Consider the following 13,763-nt stretch of genomic DNA (forward strand, 5'->3'; position numbering starts at 1 on the left):
CGTCTCGCTCATTCGAGACGCGCTGGAGGGAGAGGCCCTCTCAGCCATCCAAGTGCACGTTGTATCCATGCACTCACCAGATCCGGATTCCATACGAAGGTCGCCACGCTTTCCGGCGGCATCGTGTATTCAAAACGAGTCCGTCCCTCGACCACTGAAACGTGACGAGCATTCGCATTGATGTTCACCATCACGAGAACGATCGATCCGTCGAAAGCATTCCGGAACGCCACATTGGCAATGCCCTTGTCGGCGTCGGTGTCCGTGGAGCTCACCCGGACAGCACCTGGAAGGACGAATCGACTGAAGTGCGCCAGCGCATAGTACTCGTCATTGCGACTCACGGACCCCGTCTGCGAATCGATCGCGATCACGCCGTTGCAGGCCACGCACCCGCCAAAATGCGGGCCGTGATCCTCGTCGAGCGCGAGGTTCCAGTAGATGGCGCCACGAGCCCACTGCCTGATCCCCGTAACCAGCAGGTTCCGCGTGAACCAGAGCAGCTCGCCATTCATGCTTAACGGCCAGTCTCCTCCGGAGCACTCGGTGATGTAAGTATCCTTTTGGGGATACGCGCGATGCACGCGCCCCTGCTCATGTTGACTGCCTTCGTAGCAATGCCAGGCGACGCCGTCGATGTAGCGCGAGGCATCGGGGTCGGCGAGCACACTCAATGGCTCCTCGGGATGGCTCCAGTTGTGGTCCCAATCCAGAATGCGTGTCCTCGGTTTGCGGCCTGCCAGCTTCGGCCCGAGGTACTGCGCGACGATGCGCGCCCGCGTCTCCGCGCTCATTGCCATGCCCGGATAGGTAATGGGCGTAAACCTTGGCTCGTTCTGCAAGGTCAAGGCGAAAATGGGAATGCCATAACCGCGGTAAGCGTCGAGATACTTGACGAGATAGTCCGCGTACGTGCTTTCGTACTGCTCCAGCAATTCCCCGCCAATAAGATTCTCGTTGGTTTTCATCCACGCCGGTGCGCTCCATGGCGACGCTACGATCAGTAGCCCGGGATTGATGGAAAGAATCTCACGCACCGTCGGTATCACGTCCTCCAGATTGGCCGCGACATTGAAGTGCTGCAATGAGGGGTCGGTCTGGCCGAAGGGAATATCGTCCAGGGTGTAGAACTTCAACGAAAAATCCGAGGCGCCGATGGTCAACCTCATCATGTTCAAGTTGAGGTTGGGCGGCGGACCGTACAGTTCGTGCAACAAAGCATTGCGTTGCAGTGCATTCAATTTGTTCTGGAGAAGCCACGCCGAAGAGTCCGTCATCGCCGCCCCGAAACCGGTCATGGTTTGGTATTTTGCGTTGACGTCGATGACCACATCGGCAGGTGACGAATCCTGGGCACTCATCTCGATGTCGGGCTGGGGCATCAGCTTCAGTCGGCGATCCGCCGTACTCAGCCAAAGCTCGACGGCCGGCATGATCGGTCGCACCGAAGGGGCGACTTTGGCCTCCACCGTGGGCTGCCGAAAGCGCGGCGCAAAAAGGGCCGCCAAGGTGAGCAGGACGATCAAAGCAATGAACACCACGGCCACCCGACTGGAATCCGACCTCCCCTCATCCTTGGCGCTGGTGGCGTTGATCACGGGATTGATGGACTGCTTGCCGAACGTGTGAGCCAGTTTGCCACATGAGCAACCCGGGTACCCGGCCGGTTATCACTTAAGGCTGCGGCCAAGTTACGCCTTACCGCACAAAGCTCATCAGAATGCCTGACGCGTTCGGACCGGTCACCTGTTCGGAACTTCTGATCGCGGCCTTGGGCGTGTCGCGCGACAAGGCCTCTGCACTGATAGAAGGAGGGCAGGTTTTACGACGGGAACCTGGACTTCACCATCGCACACTCCGGTGGATGGACTTGCTCGATAGCCGTCACGGATCCCTCGAAGGGTGAGAAGCGCTGATAGCGAGCTGGCCCTTTCACACGAAGCCGACCCACACAACCGTTGCTCCCAGGAAGGCGAGCAACAACCCGGAGTAGATGGGGTGGCGTACAAAGCGATACGGACCCGATTGAATCAACTCGTATTCCTGCTTGAGTTGAGCAGCGACACTCCAGATGCGGTCTAACGCTTGGGTTAGGTGGCGACGCGAGTGGCAAAGCGCAAACGATTGCCGTCCGGATCTGTGACAACCATTTCCCTGGAACCCCACGGCGCGTCTTGCGGATCTTCAGTGGGCTTGATGCCGCCAGCGCTGAAAAGATGGAAGCATTCGTCAACGTCGGGTACAACGAAATAGACAGCGCCACCTACTTCACAGTCTCCCGTGTGCTCGGTCAGGAAGATGGTCTGACCTTGCCGCGTCAGCTGTAGAAAGAGCGGAAAACCCGGCTCGAACTGATGCTGCCAATCGACCGTGAAGCCAAGCCCTTGCACATAGAATGGCAAGCTATCGACTGCACGGGTGATCCGAAGCTGCGGTATGACTGTCTGAGTCACGATGTACTTCCCCTGTCGCCTGACTACCTGATACACGGGTCCCTTTGCTGACGATCGTCCCTAAATCATTGCCGGGTAAGTTTCACGTTCGCGAATGAGCGATGCCGTCCCTTATCGATATTGTCGATCGTCCAACGCCAGGAATCCGTTGCACGGTCGTATGCGAAGGTGTTGGAGAGGGAAGGATCGCCGTTCTTGCCGGACCATATAAATGCAAGCTCGGCAGGATTCGATTCGGCATGACCGAACGCCGTTCCAACCAGTCCGTTGCCACCCGTCGAATCTAGCCACAGGCAAGAATACTGTTTTAAATCCGGATTCCAGCCGATGTAGACAATGGCATCGTATTCCGGTGCCCCGGCCGCCGTTCTCGATCGCGATGTTTCGTGAATCTGGATGTACTGATGGGCCAGCACCCATTGCGCCACTATGTCGTGGGTTACCGACTTACCGGCGATATCGCCGCGCAGCACCCACGTTCCGGTCAGGCGATCGAGCAACGGCGCATTAAGAGACTGCGCGACGGCTACATTCTGGGCAACGAAGCTGATCGTTGCGACCAGAATGACTCGCCACAGGGTGCATGTCTTCATTCGATGACCCCAGTCACTGACTTCGGACGATCCTAGTACGCCGCTCCCCGGAACCACAAGCAGACATACACGAGCAGCTGCTTCGGGTGGAAAACTGCAACGAAGGGATCAGCATGGTTTATCACTTGTCGATAAATCATGCTGACTCCTTCGCTGGATCACGCATGCGCTGCGGACGTCACTGCTGCATCAAACGTCTGGAGGAAGTCCGCTCGCGATCTTTCCCCAAGGTCGACAACCTTGCTACCACCTGCGGAAACGAACGTAACATCCTCGATGCCGATGACCTTGAGAATCAGGCGAAGATACATAGTTGCGACGTCCCGATCCCGGATCGGCGAACCCTCTGTGTAGACACCACCCGAAGCCATCAGGATCGTGCACTTTTTCCCATGGACCAGGCCCTCGCCCGTCATGCCAAGGGTCAGGCCTTTGCGTACCAGGTGGTCCACGTAGGACTTGAGGTTTGCGGGGATGTTGTAGTTGTAAACCGGGGTGCTGATGGCAATGTGGTCCGCGGCCAGAAGCTCTGCGACAAGCTCGTTGGATAGCCGAAGGACATCCTTCATCTCGGGAGTGTGCTTCTCCGCGGGCGTAAGGCTGGCGGCCAACCAGGGCAGATTCACGTAGGGCAAGTCCATCTTTGCGAGATCGCGCTCAATGACTTCATCGCCCGGGTGCGCGGCCTTCCATCGCTCCACAAATGTTTTCGCAAGATTTCGGGAGATTGAATGCTCTCCTCGGGGGCTGGCCTCAACAACCAGAAGCTTCGTCATCACGTTCTTTCCTCAATTGTGGCGTCCGCCTACCTGGACTAAAGTACGCGAACAATTTGTTCGTAACGCCAGTATGGGAAGGACGATAACGTGGCACAAGAAGGCACTTTTCCGAGCGAAGCGAACATTTTTGTTCCCGACGGCTCCTTGTCTGCGACCGACTGCAAGGGTCTTGCCGATGTCCTAGCCAGCGTCGGAGACAAATGGACCATCATGGTTGTTGGAGCACTGTCCAAAGGGTCGCTACGCTACAACGAGGTCCAGCGACGCGTCAGCGGTATCTCGCAACGCATGCTTACGCTGACTCTGAAGCGACTGGAGACGGATGGCATCGTTACACGCACTCTGTTCCCCTCAGTGCCACCACGTGTGGACTATGAGCTGACCGAGCTTGGACAGACATTACGGGGAGCGCTTGTGCCGCTCCACTTGTGGGCGTCAAGCAACAAGGAGGCTATCGCTCGCAATCGACTGGAAGCAGCACGGAAGTTGCACGCGGGCTGAGACGCTTTTTGGTCGCCTACGATCACGCGCCTGCGTAGCGCGATGGGGAGCGGCAGGCCCGTTTCTTCGCCATGACTTGAACGGAGCACTTCAGATGTCAGTCGTTGTAAATTGATGCAAACGGCCGCCGCGGATACTGACCTTCTCGAAACACTTGATGGTCAAGGAGACGACTTTAGTGTGCCTCGCGACGTCGACTTCCTTATGCGCGCACCGTCGCACGAAAAGGCAACCGTTGCCGCAGGCTTCATCAATGATCACCAGTACGGCGTTGCGACCACTCAGAAACTCAACGGGGAGCACACCGTCAGTGTCACGATTCACATGGCCATTCAGCAGCACGTTGTCTTATCGGTATCCGGCTTCATGGAGTGTGTTGCATCACTGTTCGGCCTCGACTATGACGGCTGGGGATGCACAGCGCAAAAGCACCAGCCATAGTCGTCGAACCGGAGAGCGCACCGAAAGGGACTGGAGGTAGTTAATGCAAAGGTCCGTTTAACCGACTCCACGCCACCTGCCGGACAACGCGCCACATGCGTTACTCACTACATGAAGCAAAAGCGTCCGAATCGGTGATGCGATATTCCGTTGCATCAAGGCTGGACAGGCGAAAATTACGCTGGCGAAGAACGCTACGAAAGTCGTACGAAGGCGTTGCTCCGACGTAAATTCCGACGACGCCCTTCGGAATTACATAGTGAAACATGTAATTTGGCGAAGCATCGAAAACAATCCACAGATCGTTGTGCAGAGCCGACACAATTTTCGGGGAAAATCTGAGACGCTCATAGTTTGCGGTCTCCGCATCATTGCATTTGCGAAAGTATGCGAATGCAAATCCATGGCCATCAGTAAAACATGCTTGAAATTCATCACTGCAATCGCGCAGCACGGTGTCGTGTAAGCGTGGCGTACGCAGCGTGCCACTGCGGCTATCTACTTCAATGACATCTCCATTCGTTTTCGCAAAGACGGCGTGCAAACCGTCGGGATCACAAAGTGCCGCCTGCGGGAAGGCTGCGGCAAGCAGCACCGGCAATAGCATGGAAATAGAGATACGGTTCGTCATTGGCAACCGCCCACGATAGAACAGTCAAATGGTGCACCAACAGCTTGTGACATTCGATCACCCGCAGAACTCGCACCGAATTCACGCCGAATTACGGGGACGGAAGTAGTTAAACCCAAACTCAACATAACTACCTCCGTCCCTGAAGTGCGGCCTATAGTCAAAGGTCGCCGTGATATTCCCATTGGCATCCGTTTCAGCGAGAGGCGTGCCCTGAGAATCGGTATACACATATGTCACTATCTCGGATTGGGCATGCGCTTGCGCAAAACCGAACGCGAGCAGCAACGGAACGAACCGCCCAAAGCCTTTCTTCATCGGACACCCCCTGTGACAGATTTCTCATGTTCGCCTGTCGCAGTGAGCCGCGCAACTAACCACGTCGACCATCTAAAGGGAGCGGACGTCGGCGCCGGGCATGACCTTCGGACAGGCCAGTCGTAGTTCCACTCAGACTAATCTGAAAATTCGGTCTCTTTTATCCAAATGGGTTGACGCTACACGTCGTCGCCGCGATCCTCATCGCGTCGCCGCACATCGGCGACCGGGAAAGCAAACCCGTGTTTGGCAACTGGCGCTGAAGACGCCGTCTCAAGCGACGTCTTCATGCGTTGCGCTACGTTGTGCCTGCCTTTTACGGTGGGCGTGTCGGGGGGACTTCGGTCCCGCCGGGATCCAGTTGCACCGGTATTTGCTTCCTGGCACGCCCGCCACCCGCATCCTGCGGGTGGCGGACATCCACGGAGAGGATGCCTCTATGAACAGCAATCAAAACGGACCGTCAGCGTCCGCGTCGTATGTCCTGAAGTCCGGCCACGACCTGTCTATTCCCTGCCCGCTTTGCAAAGGTCGCCGCGCTTTGAAGCTGGGCGATATCGATGAAGCGATCACCGAGCGTTTGTCGGGCATGCGTGGCGTGACCGATCTGCTTATCGATGTACCGATGATCGATGCCGAGCAAGGATCGGTGGCGCAGGCTGCGTATGTATTGCGCGGTCTGATCGATGAGGTGGTCGAGATGTATCGGGTGATGAGTCCGGGGGTAGGACAGAGGATGCAAGAACAGTAATCGAGCGATTTTTTGTGGGAGCGCGCCTGCGCGCTCCCACAAGGGGATTGATTCGTGAGGGCTCGCTTATCAGGCGTAGCCCACCCAGCCGCGGAAGGCGAAGCCGGCGTAGAACTGACTGACGTTCGAGAATCCAGCGTCGCGCAGGATGGCTTCGTCTTGTTCGGGCGTGAGGATGTGCAGACGTGCATCGATCGCCGTGCGGGCGGCCTCCGCCTTTTCGGGTTCGATGCCGGAGGTGACCGCGAAGGCGGCGTATCGCGACAGCCACTGCGCACGCTCGCCTTCGCCCTGCGGAAAGCTGAAGTGGGCGACCACGAAAGCTGCGCCCGGCTTCAGGCGTCGCCGGACCTCGGTCACCGTACGTAGCCTCTCTTCTGGCGCCACGAAGTGCATGGTCAAAAGACAGGCCGCCGCATCGAACGGCCCTTCCGGTGCATCGTCGATATAACCCTGATGCAACCGCGCACGCGACGCGAGCGGTCCCATGATCTGTTCGGCCAGCTTCAACATCTCGCCAGCGGGATCGACGCCGTCGAAGGTCCAGCCCGGATGGGCCTGCGCGAACGCCTTCAATTCCAGCCCACCGCCCGCGCCAAGAACCAGTACGCGTGCATTTTCCGGCGCGCGTTCCGCTAACAGGATGGTCGTCATGCGTTGCAGGTCGACGAAGCCAGGCACCAATCGCGGCGGTCCTTCGGCGTATCGCGTCACGGCTTCAGGATCGGAGAAGGGGTCCATGCGTTCGCTCACAACGTGCTCCAGAACATGTGACCGTCGTGGGAAGCAAGGCGGTCGTGAAAGTCGGCGCTCGGCTTAGCCGGGACACATCGCCAGGGGTCCGGATGCCGTCATCGGCTGCGGGACAAGATTTCAAATCTTATCAAACCTCCCCCGCTCTTGTAGGAGTGCGAGACTTCACAGCTCTTCACGACGGATACAACTGCCATAACGCGATGCGCATCGCACATCGGCACATGCGATGCGGCCCCTGACAGACGCCATTTAGACATTGCACTACATTCGGCCTGCCTCTGCGTGTGGCATCGTATTCAATGGCATGGAGTTCGACATCATGACTTTCTTGAGAGGCGTTGGCGCGCGTCTATTTCTTATAGCTTCAATGCTTACGCTTTCAAGCCAAGCGAATTCTTCGGATGCAGACACCGCACTCAGCGTTACCCTGAGCTTGCCTGCATCGAAAGACAAGGCAGAAGCCGGCATCGTGATCGTCACTATCAGCAATAGAAGCAGCACGACCCGACTGCTTCCAAAGCCACTTACCCCACTCCAGAATCCCGACGGCCACCTTCTCAACAACATATTCTCTGTTACGAATGCAAAGGGTGAGAAGGTCGAATTCACAGGACGCTTTGTCCATGTCCTGCCGGAACCGAGGGAACAGTTCTACATACGGCTCGCGCCTGGCGACACCCTCTCAAAAGAAATCAACCTTGCGGCTGATTACAACCTGCGTGCAGGAGGCCTCTTCCACGTAAGGTATACGCAGTCGTTCCACAGCCTGAGAAGCCTTGAGAACGACGATACGCCGGCCGTCCGCGTCGATAGCAACGAGCTCGATATCTGGATAAATACAAGCCTCGTGAGCATGGCCGTCGAACACCGTGCGGCGCTCGGTAAATCATCGTTGCCATTGATGTTAAGTGGGTGCGACGAAGAGGCCGGCTCACTCCGACCCTTGAGAGAGTGCCCGCCATCAGCCCCAAGCAAGACTTAGCGGGAATCTACTTCGCAAACATCCTCGCCCCCGCAACACACAGCACAACGCCGAGGGTGACGACGAGCATGCTTACGCTCACCTGCTCATGCAGCAGGCTTGCAGCGAGGACCAGACCGAAGAAGGGCTGGAGCAATTGCAACTGCCCGACGGCGGCGATGCCACCGAGCGCCAGCCCCCGATACCAGAACACGAAGCCGATCAACATACTGAACAGCGATACATAGGCGAGCCCGGCCCACGCCGCACCGCCGACGCCCGCAAGCGACGGCGGCATGGTGCTGAACACCAGCACCAACATGACGGGCAACGACAGGACCAGCGCCCAGGAGATGACCTGCCAGCCGCCAAGCCGGCGCGACAGTTTGGCTCCTTCGGCGTAGCCGAGTCCGCATGCCACGATTGCTGCCAACATCAACGCATCCCCGACCGGCGATGCAGTCACGCCTTGCGACAGCGCGTATCCACCCACCAGGGCGCTGCCCAGACAAGAGAACAGCCAGAAAGCCGGGCGCGGACGCTCACCACCGCGCAATACAGCGAAGATCGCAGTCGCCAGCGGTAACAGTCCGACAAATACAATGGAATGCGCGGACGTGACGTGTTCGAGCGCCAACGCCGTCAGCAACGGGAAGCCGACGACAACGCCGAATGCCACGATGGCCAGCGAGAACAGATCGCCACGCGCCGGACGCTTCTCGCGAAACATCAGCAGCAGAGCCAGAGCCAGCAGCCCCGCGATGGCTGCTCGCGCAACGGTCAGGAAGACAGGATCGAAATCCATCACCGCCACGCGCGTGGCGGGCAACGAGCCACTGAATATCACCACTCCCACGAATCCATTGACCCAGCCGGTCGTCGCCTTGTCCACCTGATGCCCTGTCTTTTCAGTTCCCGATGGCAGCATGCTCCCCGATCGAACTGGCTGTGAAGTGTCGCATTCATGTCTATTGCAGGGACGGAGGCCGTTAAGTCCCTACTCCACGCGGCCACCTACTCCCCTGCCCACTCAACGAAGCAACGCAGACCACTGCGAGATACTCACCACGGCGGTCGCCCCGATCACCAGCCCCAGGATCGTCGCGGCGTTGCTCAACCCATTCGCAGGCGAGCAATACGCACCCGGTCCGAAGATCGCCGCGGCCATGCCGGTGTAGTGCATGCCGGTTACGGCCAGCCCCATCACCATCGCGGCGCCCAGTCGCGCGAGGATACCCGGCCAGCGTTCGCTGTCGCGCAGCCACGTCATGATCAGCAGCGCTGCGGCGCTTGCCCCGAATGCGATGGCGGCGGATATCCAGAACAGCACCGGACGGTAGGTCAGGCCGTCACCCATCTGCATCGCGTACATGCCGCCGTAGTGCATGAGGCAGACGCCGGTCGCCATCAATGCGGAAGCCAGCAGCCATGAGCCAACGCGGACGCCGTTGCGGATGACGTAGAAGCCGATGCCGCTGACCAGCACCGCCACGGCCCACGAGGCAAAGGTGATTCCCGTGTCGAATGTCACCGGCACAGGCAGCATCAGGGCAACCATGCCCATGAAGTGCATGCCCCATACGCCCGTGCCAAACGCAACCGCGGCCGCACCGATCCATACCCACTTATTCTCGGTGGCCCTGCGCACGCGCGAGGTCATCTCGATGCCGCAGTACCCCGTGAGCGAAGCGATAACGAATGAGTAAACGACCAGCAGAATGTCGTAATGCTTATCCATGCGTGCGTCCCGCAATCTGGTTGAGGTGGATGGGTCAGACGGTTTCGACGCGTTGCTCGTTCGCGAAATGGAAGTACTCCACCTCGCCCGCCAGCATGCTGGCCTGTTCGAGCAGTTCGTTGCTCGCGCGACTGACGCCCATGACCTGCTGGTGGTGTTTGCGCGTACTGGCATCCATACGCGTGACGGTGGCGCTGACCTGAGTGACGTCGGCGGCCTGGTGTTCGCTGGCCGCGGCAATTTCGCCAACGATATCGCTGAGTTTGCGCACGCTGCGCACGATGTTCTTGAAATCTTCGCTGGAGCGGGTAACCAGTTGCGCACCGTCGGCCACGGTCACCTGGCTTTCGCCGATCAGGCGCTTGATCTCGCGTGCGGCCGCGGCACTGCGCTGGGCCAGACTGCGCACTTCACCGGCGACTACCGCGAAACCACGCCCCTGTTCGCCAGCACGCGCGGCCTCGACGGCGGCATTCAGCGCGAGCAGATTGGTCTGGAAAGCTATGCCGTCGATCTCACCCGTGATGTCGGCAATATGTCGGCTGGAAAGATCGATCGCATCCATGGCCTGAGTCATCTGCACGATCACTTCGCCGCCGCGCTCGGCTTGCTGGCGAGCAGTGGCCGCCAGACGATCCGCTTCGCTGGCGTTGTCGGCGGTCCGCCTGACGGTCTGGGCCATCGCGCCCATGCTGATGGCGGTCTGTCCCAGCGATTCCACCTGCTCGCTCATCATCGCGGCCAGCTCGCCGTTACCCGAAGCAAGCTCGCGCGAGGTAACGTTGACGGCGTCCGCACTACCCCGCACGCGGCGGATCACTACGGACAGATGCTCGTCCATTTCGCGGAATGCGGCGCGCAGTTCGCCGATCTCATCGCTGTAGAGCATGGGAATCTGGTTGTCGAGACGGCCACTGGCTACGGTACGCGCAAGCTCAAGTGCCGTGCGGATGCGTGCCGTCACGGAACGCACGAACACGCCATCGCTAACTACGGCCAGCAGCAATCCGGCCAACACGACACCAAGTGCGATGTTGCGGATGCGACGCCCCAGCTCGCTGAGTTCGATGTGATGCGCCTGGGCAGTCGCGAGACGTTGTTCGATGGTGTGCTCGACCGCCGCCCGGTAATCGTGAAGCAGCGGTGCCGCTTCCCCGGCCGCCAGCCTGCTCACCGTAGCGAGGTCACCCTTGGCATGTGCCTGCGATAGACGGGACGACAGCTCATCCCATGGCTTGGCGAACGTTTCGAGGGCCCCACGGTCGACGGAAGAGAGCGACGACAGACCATCATCGGCCGTAACCGGCAACGTGCCCGATGCCATGGCGCGAAGGGAATCTTCCCGGTGGTTAAGCGCGCCAAGCAAACGCGCCAGGGCACCCAACTCGAGCACGTCTTCCCGATATTGCTGGTCGGTGCCTGCATTGGCCCGCTCGATCCCGTAGATGCCGACCAGACTGACCGCCATCAGGAACAGCAGCATCAGAGTGAGCCGCGCCCCCATACGTAATTTGATCGTGTATCGCATCACGAGCCCCCGCCCCTGAGTCCATCGATAAATATCGGCAGTACTCGAGGAGGGCTTGAGAGGAACCGCTGCACGTAATCGGCAAGGCTGTCTGTCAAACCCGTGCCAGTTCGCAGGTTGCGCTAGTGGTTGCTGCCGGATGACGGCGCCTTGCGCCCCGCCCCACCACACGTCGGCGGCCACGACTCCTGACCGTCCGGATGCCAGACGAAAAACTCGCCGGACTTTGGTTCGCCCGTGTCCCGCGCGAACATCAGCGATTTCCCGCTGGGCGAGAACACGGCGCCGATCTCCGAGCCGTTGACGTTGACCTCGGGACCCAGCTTCACTTTCGGCGACCAGCCTTCCGGGCCCATTCGCGACTCATAGAGGCCGCCGTCCGCCATCACGATCAGTCGCTTTCCATCGGCCGAAGGTAACGGCTCGTACTCGTCTCCCGGCGTATTGATAGCAGGCCCGGCGTTCTCGACGATCCATTGCCCGGCGCCGTTCTCGCGAGCGCGCCAGATATCGTTCTTGCCGAGGCCGCCCGGACGATTCGAACCGAAGTACAGCCAGCCGTCGGGTGCCAGTCGCGGAAACCACTCGGCTTCGCTCGAGTTAACCGGCGACGGAAGACGGACCGGCGCCTTCCACTTTCCGTCGCTGCTCCTGTCCGCTTTCCAGATATCGAGATCGTTGCTCTTCATGCTCCCCGTGAGCCGCGTGGAGATGAAGTAAACGGTATGGCCGTCCGGGGTGAACCAGGGATCGGCTTCCGTGCCCGGGCCGGAGAACGGTGTCGGCACGGGTGGCGTCCATCCTTTTCCGTCGCAATGCGAGGTGAGGATTCGCCAGCCGGAAAACGTTTTCGAACTGCGCACGAAGTACAGGTCGCCAGTCATCGGATCGAATGCGGGATGCGATTCGAACTGATTGCTGGATACGCCAGCCGGAGTCCACGCCCACACGGTTTCCGGGTGGTTTTCGCTGGCCATGCACGTCGGCACCAGAACCGTGAGCAGGATCGCCAGACAACGTTTCATGGACATCGCCGGAAACCCCAAGGATGGTTGCCGCGATGGTATCGCAATCGCGACATCCGCCGGGGTCACCCCTCGCGGCTGTCCTCAAGCTCCTTCACGATCCTGCCGGTATCCTGATCCAGCGTCGGCGCCGCGAACGAGGCCGGTCCCGGCGTGCGGCCGAATTTGATCGGATGGGTCACGCCGCGATATTTGCCTACGGCGGGATGCTGGAAGGTCGACACCATCCTTTCAGCGAGTACCTGCGGATGGTCGAACATGTCCTCGATGCGCCGCGCGGCGGCGCTGGGCACGTCGTCGCCGAAAATTCGTTCCCATTCGAGGGCGCTGTGCGCGGCCAGGGCTTCGTGCAGTTGCGGCACGATGTCGGCATAGCGTTCGGCGCGTTTGCGCACCGTGTCGTAATGGGGATCGTCGCGCAGCCGGTCCAGACCGGTCTTTTCGCACAATGCCTTCCAGAACCTTGGCGTGTTGGCTGAAATATAGATGTAGCCGTCGCGCGTCGGATGGATACCGGTGACGCCACCGGATCGCATGTCGCGACCGATGTCGAGCGATTCGCCTTCCGCCCAGATCATGCGTGCGGATTGCATGGTCAGCGCACTGCGCAACAACGACACGCCAACGAACTGACCCAGCCCGCTACGTTCGCGCTCGTACAGCGCCGACGAAACACCTGAAGCGAGTAACGCCGCAGCGTAGTAGTCGACCACCGATCCGTAGATCACTTCCGGTGGTCCGCCGCGCTTGCCTTGCAGCGCGCACATGCCGGTCATGGTCTGCAACACCTGGTCGTAACCGGCTTTGTCCTTCATCGGCCCTTCTTCGCCGTAGCCGGTGACAGCGCAATAAATCAGGCGAGGATTGATCAGGTTCAGGCGGTCGTGATCGATGCCAAGCCGGCTGGGTACACCGGGCCGAAAGTTATGTACCAGCACATCCGCATCGCGCACCATTTTCAGCAGTGTGGCGTGATCTTCGGCACGCTTCAGATCAAGCACCATGCCGCGCTTGCTGCGATTCACACCGAGGAAAGCACGGCTCTCGCTCGCCAGCGTCGATGGATACTGACGGAGGTTGTCGCCGCCCGGGGGCTCGATCTTGATGACGTCCGCGCCCTGATCGGCGAGCAACGTACAGCCGTAGGGACCGGCGATATAAGCACTCAGGTCCAGCACGCGCACACCGGCGAGTGGGCCGGTATGACCATTGCGGGCTTCTTTCGACTCAGTCGGAAAGGTGTCCATACGCTGCTCGTTCATGAAGGTCGATACCCGTTGCTGGAGTC

Annotated in this window: 16 protein-coding genes; 4 read left to right on the top strand and 12 right to left on the bottom strand. The window is 59.6% G+C overall.

Features of this window, described 5'->3' with window-relative positions:
• Positions 1-8 precede the first annotated feature (8 nt).
• The 5 genes from EC912_RS14630 to EC912_RS14650 all read right to left on the bottom strand — a co-directional run bounded on the left by EC912_RS14630 (position 9) and on the right by EC912_RS14650 (position 3,822).
• Entirely contained in the window at positions 9-1,595 is a 1,587-nt protein-coding gene (locus tag EC912_RS14630; protein ID WP_428993105.1) for a glycoside hydrolase family 30 protein, read from the bottom strand.
• A 337-nt stretch (positions 1,596-1,932) separates the two neighbouring features.
• Positions 1,933-2,166: a methyltransferase family protein gene (locus EC912_RS14635; RefSeq protein WP_132145353.1), complete on the bottom strand. Its 234-nt coding sequence runs from the start codon at positions 2,164-2,166 to the stop codon at positions 1,933-1,935.
• Positions 2,091-2,453 (bottom strand): bleomycin resistance protein, encoded by a 363-nt coding sequence (locus tag EC912_RS14640; RefSeq protein WP_132145355.1) that lies wholly within the window; start codon positions 2,451-2,453, stop codon positions 2,091-2,093. The genes EC912_RS14635 and EC912_RS14640 overlap by 76 nt, the downstream gene beginning before the upstream one ends.
• A gap of 65 nt (positions 2,454-2,518) precedes the next feature.
• On the bottom strand, positions 2,519-3,046 hold the full coding sequence (locus EC912_RS14645) for a hypothetical protein (RefSeq protein WP_132145357.1): 528 nt from the start codon (positions 3,044-3,046) through the stop codon (positions 2,519-2,521).
• Between the two features lie 158 nt (positions 3,047-3,204).
• Complete coding sequence (locus EC912_RS14650; RefSeq protein ID WP_132145358.1) at positions 3,205-3,822, bottom strand: FMN-dependent NADH-azoreductase; 618 nt, start codon at positions 3,820-3,822, stop codon at positions 3,205-3,207.
• 90 nt (positions 3,823-3,912) lie between these two features.
• On the opposite strand from EC912_RS14650, the gene EC912_RS14655 reads away from it, so the two are divergent.
• Positions 3,913-4,326 carry a winged helix-turn-helix transcriptional regulator gene (locus tag EC912_RS14655; RefSeq protein WP_132145360.1) on the top strand — a complete coding sequence of 138 codons (414 nt, stop codon included), beginning with the start codon at positions 3,913-3,915 and terminating at the stop codon, positions 4,324-4,326.
• 114 nt (positions 4,327-4,440) lie between these two features.
• A complete protein-coding gene (locus EC912_RS14660) occupies positions 4,441-4,767 on the top strand; it encodes a ribonuclease E inhibitor RraB (RefSeq protein WP_132145362.1) in 327 nt (108 codons plus the stop codon).
• Positions 4,768-4,867: 100 nt separating this feature from the next.
• Here EC912_RS14660 and EC912_RS14665 read toward each other — a convergent pair whose 3' ends face one another.
• Entirely contained in the window at positions 4,868-5,398 is a 531-nt protein-coding gene (locus tag EC912_RS14665; protein ID WP_132145364.1) for a hypothetical protein, read from the bottom strand.
• Between the two features lie 757 nt (positions 5,399-6,155).
• Between EC912_RS14665 and EC912_RS14670 the strand changes: the two genes are divergently transcribed.
• Positions 6,156-6,467, top strand: coding sequence for a hypothetical protein (locus EC912_RS14670; protein ID WP_132145366.1), 312 nt, complete (start codon positions 6,156-6,158; stop codon positions 6,465-6,467).
• 69 nt (positions 6,468-6,536) lie between these two features.
• Here the strand turns inward: EC912_RS14670 and EC912_RS14675 are convergent, their stop codons facing one another.
• A complete protein-coding gene (locus EC912_RS14675) occupies positions 6,537-7,208 on the bottom strand; it encodes a class I SAM-dependent methyltransferase (RefSeq protein ID WP_132145736.1) in 672 nt (223 codons plus the stop codon).
• Between the two features lie 319 nt (positions 7,209-7,527).
• Between EC912_RS14675 and EC912_RS14680 the strand changes: the two genes are divergently transcribed.
• A complete protein-coding gene (locus EC912_RS14680; RefSeq protein WP_132145368.1) occupies positions 7,528-8,205 on the top strand; it encodes a hypothetical protein in 678 nt (225 codons plus the stop codon).
• A 7-nt stretch (positions 8,206-8,212) separates the two neighbouring features.
• Here the strand turns inward: EC912_RS14680 and EC912_RS14685 are convergent, their stop codons facing one another.
• From EC912_RS14685 to EC912_RS14705, 5 genes are all read right to left on the bottom strand, one after another.
• Positions 8,213-9,076 carry a DMT family transporter gene (locus EC912_RS14685; RefSeq protein WP_132145738.1) on the bottom strand — a complete coding sequence of 288 codons (864 nt, stop codon included), beginning with the start codon at positions 9,074-9,076 and terminating at the stop codon, positions 8,213-8,215.
• A 138-nt stretch (positions 9,077-9,214) separates the two neighbouring features.
• Entirely contained in the window at positions 9,215-9,922 is a 708-nt protein-coding gene (locus EC912_RS14690; RefSeq protein ID WP_165973620.1) for an MHYT domain-containing protein, read from the bottom strand.
• 34 nt (positions 9,923-9,956) lie between these two features.
• The gene (locus EC912_RS14695) at positions 9,957-11,450 is read right to left on the bottom strand and encodes a methyl-accepting chemotaxis protein (RefSeq protein WP_132145372.1); all 1,494 of its coding nucleotides are present in this window, start codon (positions 11,448-11,450) and stop codon (positions 9,957-9,959) included.
• A gap of 122 nt (positions 11,451-11,572) precedes the next feature.
• Complete coding sequence (locus tag EC912_RS14700; protein WP_243649300.1) at positions 11,573-12,475, bottom strand: TolB family protein; 903 nt, start codon at positions 12,473-12,475, stop codon at positions 11,573-11,575.
• A 65-nt stretch (positions 12,476-12,540) separates the two neighbouring features.
• Positions 12,541-13,737: a CaiB/BaiF CoA transferase family protein gene (locus EC912_RS14705; protein ID WP_243649301.1), complete on the bottom strand. Its 1,197-nt coding sequence runs from the start codon at positions 13,735-13,737 to the stop codon at positions 12,541-12,543.
• Positions 13,738-13,763: the final 26 nt, after the last annotated feature.

Origin of the sequence: Luteibacter rhizovicinus, assembly GCF_004342265.1 — a bacterium.
Lineage (GTDB): Bacteria > Pseudomonadota > Gammaproteobacteria > Xanthomonadales > Rhodanobacteraceae > Luteibacter > Luteibacter rhizovicinus_B.